The organism is Veillonella rodentium (assembly GCF_900187285.1).
In the GTDB taxonomy this organism is placed as follows: domain Bacteria; phylum Bacillota; class Negativicutes; order Veillonellales; family Veillonellaceae; genus Veillonella; species Veillonella rodentium.
Genome location: NZ_LT906470.1, coordinates 1,296,204 through 1,315,440 on the forward strand (window position 1 = coordinate 1,296,204; position 19,237 = coordinate 1,315,440).

Genomic DNA, 19,237 nt, shown 5'->3' on the forward strand with positions numbered 1-19,237 from the left:
AAACAACACGTTCTGTCCTATAAACCTTATATACTTATGCCAATCCCTGGATTTTTACATAAGGCTTATCCGTTCTATCTTCAATGACAGCACGTACCTTAAAGACGTCTAACAGCAACTGTTCCGTCATGATATCCTGAGGCGCTCCATCGACTACGAGATGCCCTTCCTTGATGACCGCCATATAATCGGCGTACTGTGCAGCTTGCGTCAAATCATGCAGAACCATAAGGACCGTCATATTCTGTTCACGGTTGAGCCGTTTCAACAATTCCATGATTTCCAGTTGATGATTGATATCCAAATAGGTCGTCGGTTCATCCAGGACGAGCAACTGCGGTTCCTGTGCAAGGGCCATCGCAATCCACACGCGTTGCCGCTCCCCGCCCGACAAGGACGGCATCATCTGATGTCTCAAACGGGATGTCTTCGTAATTTCCAGTGCCCGATCCACAGCAAGGCGATCCTCCTTCGCCGTATTTTTCCACCAAGACTGATGAGGATAGCGACCGCAGTAGACGAGCTCTTCAACGGTCATATCGCGCGGCATATCAGGTACCTGCGGTAAAAATGCCATATACGTGGATAATTCCTTCTGTGAATAGTCTCCGAGCGCTTTCCCATTAATCGATACATTGCCGGAATCGGCTTTCACATGACCGATAATAGACCGTAAAAGCGTGCTTTTACCACAACCGTTAGGCCCTATGAGGGCTGTAATCTCATGATTCGGAATAGTGAAAGAAATATCATGTAATATATGACGGCCGCCCAGAATAATATTCAATCGGTCCACACTGATCGCAGCACCGTTATGATTCATTACCTATCCCTCCTCAACAAATACAAGAAGAACGGTGCCCCGAAAAAGGCCATGATGATGCCTACGGGAATTTCAATAGGACTGGCGATAACGCGCCCCACTGTGTCGCTCACGACTAACACAAGAGCCCCAAGCAAAGCAGAACCCGGTAACAAGTATGCGTAATCATTGCCGATAATCAGGCGCAACATGTGAGGTACCACGAGGCCGACAAAACCGATAAGCCCCGCAATACTCACCGCGCCGGCAGCTAAAAGAGCGGCCACGGCGGTCATCATAAACCGTGTTTGCTCAACCTTAAGACCCAGCCCCTTCGCCGTTTCATCCCCTAAGCTCAATATGGTGAGGCGCTTTGCACCTAAGCAGGCCAAGATAAGGCCTACCATAGCATACGGAAATAACACCTCTACCTGAGGCCAGCTGCGAGCCGATAACCCCCCTACCATCCAAAGCAAGGCCCCTTGTACACGGTCCCCGTAAAATACGAGGAGAGCCGAAATACCGGAGCCTAAGAAAGCGGCTACGGCCACGCCGGCCAAAATAATTCGACTCGGTCTGATGCCGTTTTTCCAGGCCAATGCGTAGACCATGAGGGCCGCCCCCATAGCACCTAAAAAAGCTACTAAAGGCACGATATAATCATAGCCGGGAAATAATATCAGAACGATAACGCCAGCAAGGCCCGCTCCTGATGATACCCCTACTATCTGAGGATCCGCCAGTGGATTCTTCATGACCGCCTGTAAAATAGCACCGGATACGGCGAGAGAAGCCCCTACAAAGGCGGCCACAATATTACGAGGAAGCCGTATATTCCAAATGATTTGAGATGAAGTTGATGTCAGCTCCGAAGATGTAATGGCTTGCCAAATATCCTGTAGCGACACATATGTGGAACCGTACAATAACGAAAAAATCATGCTGGATACGACGGCACCCACCAGAATAATCATAACAAGCATACGAAATGCTTTACGATCAGTTGCAGTACCCATAGTTTACTTCTCGTGTTTACCTTCTACAAAGAGCATGTCATTGCGTTTCACATCTGTATAAAGCAATGCATTACATACGGATGCGGCAATCGGACTGCCGCCCTTGTTGCCTTTTACGGTAATATACGGTACAGGGGACACCTCCATGAGGTAATCTTTGGATTCGGCCGCCCCCACAAAGCCTACAGGAATACCGATGATAAGGGCCGGTTTTACACCTTCTTCGAGAGCAAGGCGCAATACTTCGTAAAGTGCAGTCGGCGCATTACCGATAGCGACGATTTGGCCTTCTAACTGTTTGCCGAATGTACGCATGGCTGCGATAGAGCGCGTAACCCCCAATTCTTTCGCCATCTTAGCTACATTTTCATCCTTGATGAGGCAATGTACTTCATTACCGCGAAGTTTAAGAGCCGGTTTGGAAATACCCGTGCGTACCATTTCCACATCAGTGTAAATATCTGCCCCCTTATCTAACGCTTCGATGCCCTTTTGTACCGCATCAGGGCTCATTTTAACGAGTTGTGCGTATTCCACGTCACCGGAAGCGTGAACCGTTCTGGATACAACGCGGATCTCATCATCGCTTAACCCCAAATCCTTTACATAATCGTAAATGATTTCCATACTTTTATCTTCAATGGCTTTAGGATTTTTTACGTAATCCATTAGTGTCCTCCCATAAATTAAAAAATTCTTCATTCGACGAAACCATAGGCCCTTCAATGGTCACACGCGGCCTGTCGATAACAATAACATGGATATTAAGGTCCATGGCGGCCTGCAGTTTCGTATCCGCTCCGCCGACGAGGCCGGAGTTTTTCATCACCACCACGCTCGCCTTCGTATCATGAAACATGATGCGATTCATATCATATGAAAACGGACCTTGTACGGCAACAATGCGTTTCGGACTCACCTTGAGGTCCTCCATCATGGTGAGTACCTCTGCGGTCGGCAAAATCCGAGTCCATACTTCACAATCCCGTAAAGCTTCAGACTTGGCAAAAATATGCATCGTCTTACTGCCTGTCGTCAAATATATATGACCGTTGTTTTCTTTTGCTAATCGGCCTGCCATATTTGCCGCTTCCGCTTCATCCGTTACGATATGCAATTTATCGTAATCCGGTAGCGGCACCTCTTTACGCTCGAAGCGAACGAACGGAATATCCATCGCCTTCGCCGCATCCTGAGCCGTCGACGTTACGATAGCCGCATAAGGATGGCTGGCATCAATCAATAAACGTACATCGTGTTCCGCGATTAAATTCTGCATAGCCTGTTGATCGAGGCGTCCCGTATGAACTGTAATGCCTTTATGAGCGGCCAACTCCGCTCCATATTGACTCACCACGGTAACCAGTACATCTTCACCGGTCCGCTCCTGAATGTCTACCGCTAAAGTGCGTCCATCCAAAGTCCCGGCGATGACCCATATCATAATTTGTAGCCTCGCGGTGTAATCATACGGCCATTTTCAACATATGTTTGGCTGTTACCGATGATAACGAGGGTCTGCATATCCACTTCTTCGTTTGTAAAGTTTTCAAGGTCGGAAATAATCATATGTTGACCGGCACGCCCTGCTTTTTGCACGATGCCGACCGGTGTTTTAGGATCACGATATTTAAGAACGATATCGCGAACTTCATCAAGATGCGTTACGCGTTTTTTACTGCGCGGATTGTAAAGGGAAATAACCATATCCCCTTGTGCACAGAGGTCAGCACGTTTTTTAATGAGATCCCAGGGAGTCATCAAATCACTTAGGGAAATCACCGCAAAATCATGCATCAACGGCGCCCCCAATATGGATGCCGCTACGTTAACAGCACTTAGACCCGGTACGATATCTACGGAAGGACGTCTGTCGGCAGGCACTTTATTAGCCAATTCCAACACAAGCCCCGCCATGCCGTATACGCCGGAGTCACCGGAGGATACTACCACAACCTGATGCCCTTCTACAGCGAGATCAACCGCTTGTTGACAACGGTCCACCTCTTGCATCATCGCCGTTCCCACAGTCTCCTTGCCTTTGATTAGATCCTCAATCAAATCGAGATATGTCAAGTACCCTACCACGCGGTCTGCCGCCAGAATAGCTTCACGCGCCTGTGGCGTCATAAACTCCGCATTACCCGGTCCGATGCCGATTACCTTGATGTTACCTGTGCAATGGCAATTGTTGTTTTGGGATACACCGTTTTGTGTTGTATTAATGTTCGGCTCCTGGCCGCCAGTAGTGCTGTTGTTTCGCATACGTTTCCTACTCCTATTGTTCCTTTTACAAATGTTGATTCACTTAATTTCTGTTCTTCAATGAGCGGTGCCATTTCATCCTGCGTATAGAATACAATGGGCCACCCTAACACCTTAACGGCCTCCAACAGGCCGACTTCATCTTGCTTCACGATAACCGATGCGGCTGTTACGATGCTCTTTGGTGAAAGCTGATGTTCCGCCAATGATGAACGAATAGCGCCTAAAATGAGCTCCTTCGGCGTATCTCGACGACATCCGATACCCACCGTATAGGTTCGAGGACGTAAAATCAGTTGATTCGGATGTTCGGGGATAACCTTGTCGGTTATGACAACGCGGAAATTTACCCCGTTCACGCTATCGAATAACTCTTCGACAGTCACCAAATGCACCACACTATGGTTACCGATATGTTGTTGTGCGGCGTGTTTCAAATGATCAGCATCGATTAAACCGCTGTCGATACAGTAGTCGACTTGCTTTCCACCAACAATGGCGGAATTTACATTGATAAGCGTTTGAAAGTCATCCACCAACAGATGTTCATGGCGTGCCAACACATCTGGTGCCGGCAATCCGTTTACATCCGTTGCGGTTGTGATAACAGGATCCGCACCGATAGCTAATGAAATGGCTTGTGTCCATTCATTCGCACCGCCGAGATGCCCCGACAGCAAGCTGATTACATGATGTCCAGCCTCGTCCATCACAACAATAGCGGGATCCTTAGATTTATGTTCAATATAAGGGGCAATCATGCGCACTACGATACCAAGGGCCATAATGCATAGCACCTGATCGTAGTCCCTGAAAATCTGCTCGATATGATTTTTCAGGGAATCAAAATAGATTGCCTCCCCACCGGAAGTACGATTCGATTTTTCATAACAATCCGCATGAGGTGCCACCAAAGACTTAATACGTTGTCCCAACAGAGCGCCACGCTCCGACACGGACAAAATCGCCGTCTTCGTTTGATGCTTTCCATTCATGGATACATCTGCCGATCCGGTTTGCCGCATATGGTTTGTTTCACCTGGATTCGTATCGGATACAAAAGATTTGCTTTTCATCAGTCTTTTGCGCTCCGGTACATATGAGCAAAACCTTTATCATACAGTTTAGATAGTTCATATTCACTATCCAGCACATGACTTACCACGATCATAGCCTGACGTAATACGCCTTCCTTGGCCACGATTTCCGCGATGGTTTCCAATGTACCGCGAATAATGCGCTGATCCGGCCAGGATGCTTTCACCACGATAGCCACAGGCGTCGTCTTGTCATAGCCGCCCTCAATGAGTTCCTCCACGACCTTATCGAGCATCTGTACGCTGAGGAAAATACACATAGTGGCTTCATGAGCGGCAAGCATGCGCAATTTTTCCTTCGGAGGCATCGGTGTACGGCCTTCCATGCGCGTAATAATTACCGTTTGAGATACATTCGGCAATGTATATTCCTGTTTTAATGCCGCCGCCGTTGCAAGAAATGAGCTTACGCCGGGCACGACTTCATAGGTAATACCCATGCCGGCCAGAGCATCCATCTGTTCCTGAATAGCACCGTAAATAGCAGGGTCACCTGTGTGAAGGCGAACTACGCTTTTACCAGCCTCAACAGAAGCTTTCATAACAGCCAACACCTCATCAAGGTTCATAGTAGCACTGTTATGGATTTCACAGCCTGGTTTACAAGCCTCTAAAATGGCAGGGTTTACCAAAGAGCCGGCGTAAATAACAACGTCTGCCTCTTGCACTAAACGATACCCTTTACGAGTAATTAACTCAGGATCTCCAGGGCCTGCGCCTACGATATGTACGTCAACCATATTACTCTCCTTCTGCGATACGCGTTGCAGATACGATAAAAATCGGGCTCAATGGGTCTAACAAATGATAGGGACCAGCCTTGCGGTAACGGCTGATGGACATTTGGTACCCTTCATAGGTGAAAGGACGTCCTTTCAGTTCCTTCAAAATGGTGTAACCAGTTTCCATCGTTACCGCCGTCACAACGAGGCGACCGCCAACCTTCAATAAGCGCTGTGCTTCATCCACAATGGCGCCCATGCCGCCGGCGCTGCCGCCGATAATAACCGCATCAAGCTCAGGCAATTCTTCCATGCCTTCAGGGGCTTTCGCCTTGATGACGGTCATATTATTCACATTGAACTTCTTCATGTTCTCATGAATCAGCTCGATGCCTTTATCAAATCGCTCAATAGCATAAACATGCCCCTTCGGCGCAGCTAAGGCCGCTTCGATAGAAATCGAACCGGTCCCTGCACCTACATCTAGCACGTTGCTATCTTCCCCGATGCGCGCCTCATTCATAACGGCTTTGCGAATCTCGCACTTCGTCATGGGCACATCGCCGCGAATAAATTCCTCATCGGGAATTCCGAAAAAATGTCTCATCCCAGTACCACCATAACGGAATGTCCGAAGCCTTCCAGCTCAGTTAAGACCTCCAGCGTGGAGTCTACGATTCTTTCATCATCGTAGCTCAATCGCTCAAGGGCCGCTGCACGCGTTTCGGGCGGCCATCCCTCATCAATTAAAATACGCGCAATATGCGCCGGATTATATTCGGGATCCGTCAAAAATCCCATCTTTTTCCCTGCTTTGTAGACGAGCTGTTCCGGTGCCGGCTGGCGCCCGTGAAAGCTCATCAGATCCGCATCATGCCACACCTCATTGAGACGCGCAAAAGCAAATGTCATCGAACTGATGCCCGGCACGACCTCAATCGGATTAGCAGTAAATTTTTTCTTTAAATAAGGCAACAGGCTGTAATAACCCGTATCACCGCTGACCATCACGACCACATCATGGTCATTGAGCTCATGCTCAATTTGTTCAGACAGTAAACTGAGTTTTCCCGTTACAGGGTATGTAATTTGTCCCGGTTCCTGAAAGTCCTCTAAAGATCGTTCACTGCCCACCAGGACCGTAGCATGTTTAATTAAATTAAGACCTTTAGGCACCACATAATCAGGATTACCTGGACCAATGCCTACGATATACAAGGTATGTGCCATTGTTCAAGTTCTCCCATCTCTTTTGCATGCTTATCCATTGCTAAAATCTCGCCTTTTAAGGTCGTAATGATGATGCCTACCTCTGCTTCATTAGCAATATATCGCTCACTCCGTAGAGAGGCACGATCTACAACACGTTGGTATACACCAGTCAGTCCTTCTCGCTCCAAAATAGGGAACGTAGACTCTGTAGTCTGGCAATTAAATAACTCTTCACAAACCACTTGCGACGCCCCTTCCAAGGCAGCATATGCCACGATACTTTCCATACGGCCATCACTCATGCGATTATGAGTATGGAAGCTACCACTAGCTAGTTTGATTAATTTACCGATATGACCGATGATTAATATTCGTTTGAATCCAATCTGTACAGCCTTTTCAAGCATAAATCCAATAAAATTACTCGTTTCTGCCATTTGGTTCTTATGAATACCTAATACTTGCTCTGCCAGATCTTGACCGATACGCCCAGGTACGAGAACAGCTGTTTCACATCCGTTAGCCTTCATAACTTTCAACTGGGGCACTAACGAGTTCTTAAACCCTTCTTCACTCATAGGCTTAACAATACCTGTAGTACCAATAATGGAAATGCCACCTTCGATTCCCAATGTGTGGTTTAACGTTTTCTTAGCCAATACCATACCGTTCGGTACGCTAACAGTAACGGTAACCCCTTGTCCACGTACACATAGCTCTTCAAAGACGATGTTCATCATCGTCCGAGGTCCTGGATTGATAGCCGGTTCTCCAGGCGGCATAGCAAGGCCCGATTTTGTTACGGTCCCTACGCCAAAGCCCGCTCGGAATCGTAGTTCACCAGTATCATCAAGGGTCACTGTCGTTTCCACATCATTGCCATGAGTTACATCAGGATCGTCACCGCCGTCTTTCATAACGGTTACCTTCGCCGATGTATCTGATAAAACCTCCACTGCTTTAATAGGCACCTGAATATACTGACCTTGCGGATTTTCAATGACCACCTGTTCCACGATATTGTTATCTAAGAGGGCCAATAAACCAGCTTTCATACCTGCCGTAGCGCATGAACCCGTGGTATATCCACCCTTCATGTCCTCTACTCTCATAAGGCCTCCTACACCGATAGAGTTAGCAGATCAAAAGAATCGAACACGCCCTATCATGAACACATGTAACTAGGAACGGAAATTTACGAATTGCAGTTCAACAGGAATATCCAGCTGTTTCAACATTTGGATAACCGCTTGCAAATCATCTTTATCCTTACCGGATACGCGCACCTGATCTTCCTGAATCGACGCTTGGACCTTCAATTTCATATTTTTGATCGCTTTTACCACTTCTTTGGCATTTTTTTTAGTAATGCCTTTTTTGATGGTAATCACTTGGCGAACCGTAGCACCCGCAGCCGGTTCCACCTTGCCGTAATCAAGATTTTTGATCGCTACATTACGCTTAACCATCTTACCCTTTAATACGTCGATAATGGCGTTCAATTTGTATTCGTCATCACCGACAATCTTAATAGTGTCGCCTTCAAGACTAATCTCCGCCTTAGAGCCGCGGAAATCATAACGAGTGCCGATTTCCTTCCTCGCCTGATTTACCGCATTATCCACTTCCTGCATATCCACTTCGGACACTACATCAAAGGAACAATCTTTAGCCATTTTATACCTCCTACACCTGAACCTGTTGGGCATAAGGTTCATAGCATTACTTTCATCATCCTCATATTCCAAATGAAAGTGTAAAACTACACCAAAACAGAATATATCTCTATAATTATACCTTAAAACAGGCTTATTTTCTAGGTAAATCGATTTTCTTAATTATAATTGTTAGCTATGTATTAATGAAGCTTTTATAAGTATAGTGGAAGTTCTCTAATACGATACACAATGCAATACATAAGGCCAATAACACAAAAAAACTAGCAACATACATAATACATGTACATTGCTAGTTCTCATATAACTCTATTATGTTGTATTTAGTTTATGAACCATAACTAAAGACAATAGCAATTCATAAAGACCTAAAAGCCAATTGATATTACAAAACGTTTACCGCATCATATTTAGGTTGTACAATCCATTCCCCTTTAGAATTCATAATACCCCATTTACCTTTAGATTTAACAGAGCTAAAACCATGGTTGAAGGATTTAGCATCTTCAATAAGTTTGTTTGTATCTCTAAATAATACATGACCGTCATTATCGATGATCGTATAGCCCTCTTTACCAGTATGAACCCACGTTACAGTATCGTTGTTGAACGGTTCAATAGTTGCTTCTGTTTGAGCAGAATACATAGATTTACCATTACTCATATCAATAAGATTTTTAACATGATCTTTCACGACTACTAAACGATCTGTACCTGCAAAGGAAATAGAATCATATTTAAAGGACACTACTTGTTTACCTGTAGATACATCAAAAATGCCCCATTTTTCAGTCTTATTATCTTTTAACGCTAATAGACCATTCAATTTATCCATTTCACCTGCATCATAATCGCCAGGTTGAATAACAACTTCACCTTTACGGTTCACGAAATATAAATTACCAGCATCTTTAATTACTGTGCCATAAGCTGTAATAGGCCATACTTTATCTTTTTTGCTATCGATAACAATGTTGCCAGAGCGATCGATATAGCCGCGTTTTGCACCATCATAAGCAAAACCATCTACGTGGTAATGTTGACCACCTAAAAGTGCACCACCAAGGATACCTCCCACGATAAAGCCACCTACAAGACCACCTAAGTTAAACCCACTTACGGAGCGACGATATTCAGCAAGACCATTGCGGAATGCATATACCTCTTTAGAAGGAGCATTAAATAATTCTTTACCAGTACCATCAATAGCTACGATTTTACCTTTAGCATTCTTAACAAAAGCACGGTCTTCGCTAAAACCAGTCACAACTTGACGGAATTGTGGAGCAATCACTACTTTGTCGTCAGTAGTCTTAAAGCCGTATTTTCCTTTTTCTTTAAACTCTACATAGGAATCGCTTGGATACTCTTGAGTTGCTTCTTGTTTAACACGTTCTTTTAAAGCTTCCTCTTCAGAGATTTCCACACCCTTAGGTGTAACCCAAGTTTCTGTTTTCTTATCTACTTGAGCTAACACATTGCCTGTTTTATAATCAACATCTTTAATTTCTTTATACTTAGGTTCAATAGCAACAGTACCATCTGGACGAATAATACCCCATTTACCGCCTTGTTTCATAGATGCTAATACACCATGCTCAAGAACTTCATCATTTTTGAAAGTAGTACCTTTACCAGATTTCAAAGATTTTGGTGCATCACGATAAGGGTTTAATGCACTTGATACATCAGCCGCGATATAACCAGAAAGTGCACTACGTTCTTCAAGTTTTTGAGGAGTCATTACGCCTACACTAGCTTTAGTGCTTTTAATGGAGCTAGAGCTTTCTGTGCGCACAGTAGAAGTTGATGTAGTTGTTGTATGTTGCTCACGGGTTACACGTGTACTAGTCGATGTTGGTGTATCGTGGTTTGTTACCGTTGTACTACTAGTAGATGTTGTAGTAGATGCCGCAAAAGTTGTTGTAGACATAGCCGCTAACACACATGCGACTAATACAGATTTCTTGTTAATATTCATAAACCTCTCCTTTTATAGAATAAGCTATAACCATACAGTCATTAACATACATACATAGTTCTTAATATATACTGTTATAACTAAACACACAGTTTTACAGTAAAAAAGTTCACACATAAATAATGTATAAAATTTAATAATTCAAATTATACTATATGGACCTTCATAAATACAACGAATTATGAAAAATTCTTCATTTATATTTTATTTGTTATAATAATACGTATGAAAGCAGCAACGATAATCGACTTGATTGTAGACTCTAATGTACACACACAATCTATAAATCATGTTATAAAACAACAGCATATTTCCCAGCGCATGAGACGCCGTTTACGAAATAATGGCATCATAACAGTTAATGGTAAATTTGCTACCTGGAATACGCTCATTCACGGTGGCGATCATCTCGTTATGAAGTTAACTCCAGAGCAAGAGTTTAGCCTAAGCCCTATGAGTTTAGATATCATATATGAGGACGAATATATTTTAGTCATTAATAAGGCGGCTGGTATTCTTATGCACCCTACTTCTATCGTCCGAGATCATACGCTGGCAAATGGTGTACTTCATTACTACCAAGAAACAAATCAGCATTATGATTTCCATCCTGTACACCGATTAGATAAGGATACCTCAGGTATTGTCATCATTGCTAAAACATCGGTGGTCCAACATGCTTTTGATAAAAAATACACCCATTTTTACAAAAGCTACGACGCCATTATAGAAGGACATCTCCCTGCTGTGCCTATAAGCATTAACTGGCCTATAGGTCGTAAACCAGGCAGTATCATTGAGCGCTGTTGTACAGTCCAAGGAAAGCCAGCTCGCACGGATATAACTATTATTAGTAAAAATACAAGCAAAATCAGTAGTGGTAAGATTAATTCTGATGATGTGATTACGATGAATAATAATAGTAATGTATGTTTAACTGACAGCTCGCTTACATCTTATAATCAGTTTACCCATGTACGGTGCTTATTGCACACAGGACGCACCCATCAGATTCGAGTTCATTTATCTCAACTAGGGTATCCACTAGCTGGTGATGACTTATACGGTGGTCATCTAGAATCTATCCAACGCCAAGCACTGCATGCAGCGCGCGTAAGCTTTTACCATCCCGTAACAAATGAATGGCTCGAACTGCATGCAGAAATACCGGAGGATATGAAAGTATTGCTAAGCGATTGAGCTGATATAATACCCTAAATAAATGCTCCTACACAGAAATAACCCACATGGGTCACATAACAAGACGAATTTTATGTATAAGTTATACAAAAAATATTGGCCCTTTATAGTGTTTCTTGATATACTTAACTTGAATTGATATATGATTGCAATAACACTAGTTTTTTATCTAGCTCATATGCGCTAGAAATACTAACAGTCACAGTATTAATAACATGATATGACAGGCTCTAGAGCCAAGGAGGACAACATGCCATTAGTTACTACTACAGAAATGTTCAAAAAAGCCTATGAAGGCGGCTATGCTGTTGGCGCTTTCAATGTAAACAACATGGAAATCGTACAAGGTATCGTAGATGCAGCGAAAGAGGAACAATCTCCTCTTATCTTGCAAGTATCTGCAGGTGCTCGTAAATATGCTAAACATATTTACCTTGTTAAACTCGTAGAAGCAGCTCTTGAAGACAGCAACTTACCGATCGCTCTTCACCTTGATCACGGCGATTCCTTTGAAATCTGTAAAGACTGTGTAGATGGTGGTTTCACATCCGTTATGATCGACGCATCTCACTATGATTTCGATGAAAACGTAAAAATCACTAAACAAGTTGTTGAATATGCTCACGCTCATGGCGTTGTAGTAGAAGCAGAATTAGGCCGTTTGGCTGGTGTTGAAGATGATGTAAACGTATCCGATGCAGATGCTCGCTTTACAGACCCAGAACAAGCTGCTGAATTCGTACACCTAACTGGCGTAGACTCCTTAGCAATCGCTATTGGTACTAGCCATGGTGCTTACAAATTCAAAGGAGACCCTTACCTTGATTTCGATCGTTTGAAAAAAGTGGGCGAATTATTGCCTAACTTCCCAATCGTATTGCATGGGGCATCCTCCGTATTGCCTGAATTCGTAGCAAAATGTAATGAATTTGGTGGCAACATCCCTGGTGCACAAGGCGTACCTGAAGAAATGCTTCGCAAAGCAGCTCAAATGGCGGTTTGCAAAATCAATATTGATACAGACCTTCGCCTTGCTATGACTGCATCTGTACGTGAATACTTGGCTCAAAACCCATCTGAGTTTGACCCACGTAAATATTTAGGACCTGCTCGTGATGCTATTAAAGGCATGGTAGCTCACAAAATTAAAAATGTATTAGGTTCTTCTAACAAACTATAATCAATGGCTAGTGGATTTTTAAAAGGAACCTTAATTTTAACAATTGCCGGTTTCGTAGTGAAAGCCATCGGTAGTATCAACTGGATTCTTCTATCTCGCATCTTGGGTGGTGAAGGCATCGGTATCTACCAGATGGCCTTTCCTATCTATTTGTTACTATTACAAATTTCGAGCGCAGGTGTGCCGATTGCCATCTCTATTTTGACGGCAGAACGATTAGCCTTACACGACTTTGGTGGTGCTAAGAGAGTATTCAATATTTCTTTTACAATGTTGACTATAACAGGTTTTATCGCCAGTCTTGCCATGTACTTTGGTGCAGATTGGTTAATCTCTAGTGGTCTCATTGCTGAAAGCCGTGCCTACTACTCTATCATCGCGCTCGCTCCGGCAGTATTCTTTGTAACATGGATTTCCTGTTTCCGCGGGTATATCCAAGGCTATGAAATGATGACGCCTACGGCGATTAGCCAAATTGTAGAACAATTGCTACGGGTTATCATTATGCTCGGTGCTGCTGCTATTTTATTACCTTACGGTTTACCGGCCGCGGCAGGTGGCGCTAGCTTGGGTGCAGGTGTAGGTGCTTTTGGGGCCTTCCTGGTGCTGTTGTATTATTACTACAAATTACCTAAGGCTAGTAGTACTGGTGAAAGCTACGATGGTCCCCGTGAATCAGCTAAAGAAATTTTGTCACGACTCTTAACATTGTCCATACCAATTTCCTTAGCAAGTATCATGTTACCGTTGACGGCGAATCTCGATTTACTTATCGTTCCACGTCGCTTATTAGATGCTGGATTCCCGATGAACGAAGTAACAGAACTCTTCGGTTACCTTACTGGGATGGCGGTACCGCTCATCAACTTGGCTACCATTATTACCGCAGCCCTTGCGACAAGCATTGTACCAGCTATCTCTCATGCCTTTGCAAAACGCGATCATCAAGGTATATATGATCGCACTGCAGGCTCTATGCGACTAACATTTATGGCAACCGTACCATTTACAGTGCTATTATATGTACTTGCTGCCCCCACCGTTACACTGATTTACAATGCGCCTAAGGCAGAATTAGCAACGCAAATCACGGCGTTCTCTATATTCTTCCTAGGTGTGCATCAAGTAACAACAGGTATCTTACAAGGTCTCAACAGGCCACGTATTCCAGTCATAAATATGGGGATTTCTCTCATAATCAAGGTTATCCTTAACTGGACACTGACTGCTATTCCTTGGCTGGGGATCGGCGGTGCCGCCTGGGCAACCGTTGCTGATATTGGCTTTGCCGCATTACTTAACTTGATTTATATCAAAAAATACACAGGCTACTTCCTTGATATTTCCCTACTTTGGAAAAACGTGGTCAGTGCTGGTGTTATGGGTATACTTATTTTCATGAGTTACCATTACTTAATAGACATCCTACCTATGTGGGCTAACTTTATACTCACTGGTATTGAAGGATTGCTACTATACGTAATTATCATGGTCCTTTTAAAAGGCCTCAATAAAAACGATGGTGCTAGCATGCCACTCGTTGGTAGATTTTTTAGATAAGCTGTATATACTTACATAAAAATAGGTTCCTAATAGTCACCTATATGACCATTAGGAACCTATTTTTTATTTACTTATTTTAATCTTCTTATTTTAAGCCTGTATACCTATCATTGTTAAAATTTCCATTATGATTGGAATTACTACAACAAATAGTATGGTACTAATCATTACAAGACCTGTAGCAAATGGCAAATCAGCTTTTGATTCATTAGCTACAATTGGCAATACTGCAATAACAGGTCCTGCTGATTGTACAACAAAGGTAATGATTGCAATTGGTTCTAGAACTATGTCTGCTCCATATTGTAAAGCCATAATCAAACAGAGCATGATAATCGGGGAAATGACAAATCGTCCTACAATCCCACCGATGGAGTCTTTATTTAAACGCATGCTTTTTAAGCCCGCATCATGAAGTACAACACCTATATAAATCAAGGATAATGGGGTTACCATATCGCCTAAGTAATTCAAGGTAGTATGCAAAATTGGAAGTAAAGGAATTTCAAAGAACAAGAAGATTAAGGCCACAAAAAAACCTATCAATGGTGGTGGTAATAACTTCTTCCAATCAAATTTAGGTTTCTTGCTTTTACCTTCAGTAAATACTGAACTATTATTTATACTATCAATCTTATAGGAGCCATTATTAAAATCTACTTCAGAATTTGGCAGTGGATCTAGTTCTATAAGGAATACTCCCACCATCCATACGGAAATAGTGTTACCGATGTAATATAACAGGAAATACGGCAGCGCATCTTGACCAAAGAGTGCAATTTGCACTGGTAACCCAATAAACAAGCAGTTATCATTTACTACCATATTGATAAAAATACCACGTCGTCCTTTAGGAACTTTCAACATTTTCATCATAATAAACGCTACGATATATGCGATAACATATGTTAGGACAACCACTAACATGCCATATCGTAAATTCCATATATCAGAAGTATGTAGGTGATGTAATACAGATACAAATACGCCCGCTGGTAATGCAACCGACATGATAAATCGCGATAAATTACCGCTAAAGGTAGGATTAAACATGCCCCGCCCTTTTAATATATATCCTAACAAAATAAGTAGCACAATAGGTATGATACTTTGTAAAGATGTTAGAAAAACCATAGTAACCCTCCCGCACAGTTCATTCGTAGTTTATCATATCATGTTTCGCACTAAACATATACAACTATATCTTGAAAGAAAATATAGTAAAATGTATCAACTTTAACATATCTTCTCTATTATAAGTCTTATAATTATATCTATTAGTAGTGTTTTTATCTAGTAGTGTTTTTATCCATAAAATCTGATACACTAACATAAGGTTGTACAGATTTTTACACATATGAGGTGATATTATGACGAAACCATTTATTGGCATATCTGGCAATATCTTACGAGATAATGGTGGTCCTTACGTAGATTTATTGCGCTCCTACGTAAACCAAGACTATCCTCGTTCTATTGAGAAAACTGGTGGTATTCCTGTTATAATTCCATTTACCCAAAATCTTGATGTAGCTCGCGAAACGGTAGCAAAGCTTGACGGCTTACTATTATCCGGTGGCCATGATGTATACCCGCTCCACTATGGAGAAGAACCTTTGCAAGGTCTTGGCGATGTATTTCCGGAGCGCGATCAATTTGACTTTGCCTTAATCAAAGCAGCAGAAGAAAAACAAATTCCCATCTTTTGTATCTGTCGTGGCTTACAAATCTTAAATGTATATCGTGGCGGCTCTTTATTCCAAGACTTAAAATATGATCAAAACTGTACAATAAAACACTCTCAGAATCAAACACCTTCTCTTGGTACCCATACTGTAGAGATTAAGACCAACTCAAAACTAGCTAGTGCTATAGGTTACAATACTTGGATTACGAATTCCCATCATCACCAAACAGTTAAAAACGTCGGTAAAGGATTACAAGTTGTAGCAAGAGCTAAGGATGGTACTGTAGAAGGTTTAGAGGACCCATCCTATCCTTGGTTAGTCGCCTGTCAATTCCACCCAGAAATGATGTCTACAAGTGATGAAAATGCAAAACGTTTATTTACTGCATTCGTAAAAGCAGTTCGAGAAAATATAACTAAATAGTAGGAAGATTATATCATGAAAGAAACAGGAAAATTTGACTTTTGGAGTATTGTACTCCTTGGCATCAATGGTATTGTAGGGACAGGTATTTTCCTACTACCAAACAAAGCATATTCTATAATTGGTTCCGCTAGCTTAGGCGTCCTATTATTTGACGCCATTATCGCAGGTTGTATCGCCCTTTGCTTTGCAGAGGCAGCCAGCCTATTTACACGTAATGGAGGTCCTTATCTATATGCAAAACATGCATTAGGTGATTTCTGGGCCTTTGAAGTGGGCGTTCTAAAATGGATCGTAACCGTTATTGCCTGGGCGGCTATGGCCGTTGGCTTTGCTACAGCATTAGGTGCTGCAGTACCAGCTTTAAGTGGTGATTTTGCAAAGGATGTCATTTCATTTATCTTAATTGTAGGCCTTACGATTGTAAATATATTTGGTGTTAATGTATCAAAATTCGTTAATAACTTAATTACTATCTCTAAGTTAGTTCCGCTTACCCTATTCATTGCAATTGGTATCTTCTTTATAAATGGAGCTAACTTTACGCCTGTATTCCCACAAGATACCTATGTAGATGGATCATTTGCACAAGCAGCAGTACTTCTATTCTTTGCCTATACAGGATTTGAAGTTATTGCCATTGCTGCAGAAGATATGAAAAATCCTAAAAAGAATTTACCACGTGCTATTATCATGTGTATGCTTCTCGTATCTGTCCTATATATGGCAATCCTCGCCGTATCTATTGGCGTACTCGGTACTGACTTGGCAAATACCAAGGCTCCAGTACAAGATGCATTCAATGTGATCGTTGGTCCTATTGGCATGTATATCGTATTAGTAGGTACCTTAATCTCTATGGGCGGTATCAACTTTGCTGAAGCTTACTATGCGCCTCGTGTGGCAACATCCATGGCGGAAGATGGTATGCTACCAAGTGCTTTAGCAAAACGCAATCGTTACAATGCACCATATGTAGCAGCTATCGTTACTGCCATTGCCAGTGTATTACTTGCCTGGTCTGGTTCCTTTACAACACTAGCAGCCATTAGTGCGGTATCTCGTTTTACACAATACCTACCAACTTGTTTGGCTGTTATTATCTTCCGTCGTAAATGGGCAGACAAAGCTCGTTCCTACACAATCCCTGGTGGCTACTTAATCCCAGTCATCGCTATCGGCACATCCCTATGGATGCTTGCCCAAGCTCAAACTAACCAATTATTATGGGGTCTAGGCGGCTGTATCATAATCTTGCCTTTCTACTACTCCTACTGGAAAAAGAAAAAAGCTGGTCTCATTAAAGACCATGATGAAATGTAAATAATACAAAAAACTACCAGTTATTCATAATATCTAGTGGCTTATCCTTCCATAGCAGAAGATCTGTTTAAAAGATATATGTTTAACTGGTAGTTTTTATTTTATCTATTAATTCTAATTAGATTAGATATATCAAATGAGTAGTATCGACTAATATAGATCCTCTTCAATAATAGTTTCCTTCGTTAAGTCCTCTTCGATATAACCAACCTCATCAGTCGCTTCATCTTCATCACGGGTGTCGATATAGATACTGATAAGAGCTAATGCTCCCTCTTCATTGAGGGTAGCAATGGCACTCATAGGGCCGTAGGTTAAGATTAATCCATCTTCTTCATCTCGAATGATATGAGGCACCGCATCAAAGTGTTGGTTCATTAATTGATCAAAATAGTCCTCCACATCAAGACCACTTTCAAGGGTAATCGATTCAGCATCACCCTTTTGGAATACAACGCGCGTGTCTTCATCGATGTACTGATAGAAATCGTCTACATCAACATTCGCAGTTTCAAGCCACATACTAAGAGCTGTAATCCAGTCTTTCACAGTGGTTGGTGCAGAAATAAAAGCATATTCGCTTTCATCAGCGCCAAACCGAAGATCATCATACTCAATACTATAATTTTCTTGGCTTGAAACGATACGATCTACAAGTCCTTCATCATTTACATCTACAAAAATCATATACACATAATTATCTCCGCTTTCATAAGAAACAGTCAACCCATGACGGTTCTCGTGAAATAGCGCATCCTCCTCATACACATCCGTAATATGCATGACCCTACAGGTAACAGGAACATTATCAGCCTTGATGGACTCAGTCATAGAGGACAAAAACTCAACAGTTTCATTGCGGTTTCGTCCAATGATGCCACGGCCTGTAGACAGATACTCACAATCTTCACTTAAAATATGTTCAATACCGTGAATATCTGCGGATTCGAGAATAGATTTTATCAATAAAAGAGCTTGTATTTCAGTCATACTACGCCTCCTATACACTGTACTTATTACTTCTATTATTGTAACACAATTATAATAACTAATAGGTCTATTCTCTTGATTTTCTACATATTTATCATA

The 19,237-nt window shown here is 42.3% G+C and carries 19 protein-coding genes; 5 read left to right on the forward strand and 14 right to left on the reverse strand.

Going from position 1 to position 19,237, the window contains the following annotated elements; all coding sequences use genetic code 11:
• Positions 1–34: 34 nt before the first annotated feature.
• The 12 genes from CKV62_RS05955 to CKV62_RS06010 form a co-directional block, all read right to left on the reverse strand.
• On the reverse strand, positions 35–823 hold the full coding sequence (locus CKV62_RS05955; protein WP_095066146.1) for an ABC transporter ATP-binding protein: 789 nt from the start codon (positions 821–823) through the stop codon (positions 35–37).
• Positions 823–1,818, reverse strand: a complete 996-nt coding sequence (locus CKV62_RS05960; RefSeq protein ID WP_095066147.1) for a FecCD family ABC transporter permease — start codon at positions 1,816–1,818, stop codon at positions 823–825. The genes CKV62_RS05955 and CKV62_RS05960 overlap by 1 nt, the downstream gene beginning before the upstream one ends.
• Before the next feature lie 3 nt (positions 1,819–1,821).
• Positions 1,822–2,487, reverse strand: a complete 666-nt coding sequence (locus CKV62_RS05965; protein ID WP_095066148.1) for a precorrin-8X methylmutase — start codon at positions 2,485–2,487, stop codon at positions 1,822–1,824.
• Positions 2,465–3,262: a precorrin-6A reductase gene (gene cobK / locus CKV62_RS05970; protein ID WP_095066149.1), complete on the reverse strand. Its 798-nt coding sequence runs from the start codon at positions 3,260–3,262 to the stop codon at positions 2,465–2,467. Before cobK ends, CKV62_RS05965 begins: the two co-directional genes overlap by 23 nt.
• Positions 3,259–3,948, reverse strand: a complete 690-nt coding sequence (cobJ, locus tag CKV62_RS05975) for a precorrin-3B C(17)-methyltransferase (RefSeq protein WP_231968413.1) — start codon at positions 3,946–3,948, stop codon at positions 3,259–3,261. Before cobJ ends, cobK begins: the two co-directional genes overlap by 4 nt.
• A gap of 29 nt (positions 3,949–3,977) precedes the next feature.
• Positions 3,978–5,078 (reverse strand): cobalt-precorrin 5A hydrolase, encoded by a 1,101-nt coding sequence (locus CKV62_RS05980; RefSeq protein WP_095066713.1) that lies wholly within the window; start codon positions 5,076–5,078, stop codon positions 3,978–3,980.
• A gap of 80 nt (positions 5,079–5,158) precedes the next feature.
• Positions 5,159–5,920, reverse strand: a complete 762-nt coding sequence (gene cobM, locus CKV62_RS05985) for a precorrin-4 C(11)-methyltransferase (protein ID WP_095066150.1) — start codon at positions 5,918–5,920, stop codon at positions 5,159–5,161.
• Position 5,921: 1 nt separating this feature from the next.
• Entirely contained in the window at positions 5,922–6,509 is a 588-nt protein-coding gene (cbiT, locus tag CKV62_RS05990; protein ID WP_095066151.1) for a precorrin-6Y C5,15-methyltransferase (decarboxylating) subunit CbiT, read from the reverse strand.
• The gene (gene cbiE / locus CKV62_RS05995) at positions 6,506–7,132 is read right to left on the reverse strand and encodes a precorrin-6y C5,15-methyltransferase (decarboxylating) subunit CbiE (RefSeq protein ID WP_095066152.1); all 627 of its coding nucleotides are present in this window, start codon (positions 7,130–7,132) and stop codon (positions 6,506–6,508) included. Before cbiE ends, cbiT begins: the two co-directional genes overlap by 4 nt.
• Positions 7,108–8,226 (reverse strand): cobalt-precorrin-5B (C(1))-methyltransferase CbiD, encoded by a 1,119-nt coding sequence (gene cbiD / locus CKV62_RS06000; RefSeq protein ID WP_095066153.1) that lies wholly within the window; start codon positions 8,224–8,226, stop codon positions 7,108–7,110. The genes cbiE and cbiD overlap by 25 nt, the downstream gene beginning before the upstream one ends.
• 69 nt (positions 8,227–8,295) lie before the next feature.
• The gene (locus CKV62_RS06005) at positions 8,296–8,790 is read right to left on the reverse strand and encodes a YajQ family cyclic di-GMP-binding protein (protein WP_095066154.1); all 495 of its coding nucleotides are present in this window, start codon (positions 8,788–8,790) and stop codon (positions 8,296–8,298) included.
• Between the two features lie 385 nt (positions 8,791–9,175).
• Positions 9,176–10,771 (reverse strand): WG repeat-containing protein, encoded by a 1,596-nt coding sequence (locus CKV62_RS06010; protein WP_095066155.1) that lies wholly within the window; start codon positions 10,769–10,771, stop codon positions 9,176–9,178.
• A gap of 225 nt (positions 10,772–10,996) precedes the next feature.
• Here CKV62_RS06010 and CKV62_RS06015 point away from each other — a divergent pair, with 225 nt between their 5' ends.
• From CKV62_RS06015 to CKV62_RS06025, 3 genes are all read left to right on the forward strand, one after another.
• Positions 10,997–11,971 carry an RluA family pseudouridine synthase gene (locus CKV62_RS06015; protein ID WP_095066156.1) on the forward strand — a complete coding sequence of 325 codons (975 nt, stop codon included), beginning with the start codon at positions 10,997–10,999 and terminating at the stop codon, positions 11,969–11,971.
• Positions 11,972–12,221: 250 nt separating this feature from the next.
• Complete coding sequence (fba, locus tag CKV62_RS06020) at positions 12,222–13,151, forward strand: class II fructose-1,6-bisphosphate aldolase (RefSeq protein WP_095066157.1); 930 nt, start codon at positions 12,222–12,224, stop codon at positions 13,149–13,151.
• A gap of 3 nt (positions 13,152–13,154) precedes the next feature.
• Positions 13,155–14,711 (forward strand): putative polysaccharide biosynthesis protein, encoded by a 1,557-nt coding sequence (locus CKV62_RS06025; RefSeq protein ID WP_095066158.1) that lies wholly within the window; start codon positions 13,155–13,157, stop codon positions 14,709–14,711.
• A 93-nt stretch (positions 14,712–14,804) separates the two neighbouring features.
• Here the strand turns inward: CKV62_RS06025 and CKV62_RS06030 are convergent, their stop codons facing one another.
• On the reverse strand, positions 14,805–15,848 hold the full coding sequence (locus tag CKV62_RS06030) for an AEC family transporter (protein ID WP_095066159.1): 1,044 nt from the start codon (positions 15,846–15,848) through the stop codon (positions 14,805–14,807).
• 236 nt (positions 15,849–16,084) lie between these two features.
• On the opposite strand from CKV62_RS06030, the gene CKV62_RS06035 reads away from it, so the two are divergent.
• Both CKV62_RS06035 and CKV62_RS06040 read left to right on the forward strand, forming a co-directional pair.
• Positions 16,085–16,825, forward strand: coding sequence for a gamma-glutamyl-gamma-aminobutyrate hydrolase family protein (locus tag CKV62_RS06035; RefSeq protein ID WP_095066160.1), 741 nt, complete (start codon positions 16,085–16,087; stop codon positions 16,823–16,825).
• A gap of 15 nt (positions 16,826–16,840) precedes the next feature.
• Positions 16,841–18,148: an APC family permease gene (locus CKV62_RS06040; RefSeq protein WP_095066161.1), complete on the forward strand. Its 1,308-nt coding sequence runs from the start codon at positions 16,841–16,843 to the stop codon at positions 18,146–18,148.
• 150 nt (positions 18,149–18,298) lie between these two features.
• Here CKV62_RS06040 and CKV62_RS06045 read toward each other — a convergent pair whose 3' ends face one another.
• Positions 18,299–19,138, reverse strand: coding sequence for a hypothetical protein (locus tag CKV62_RS06045; protein ID WP_095066162.1), 840 nt, complete (start codon positions 19,136–19,138; stop codon positions 18,299–18,301).
• Positions 19,139–19,237 lie beyond the last annotated feature (99 nt).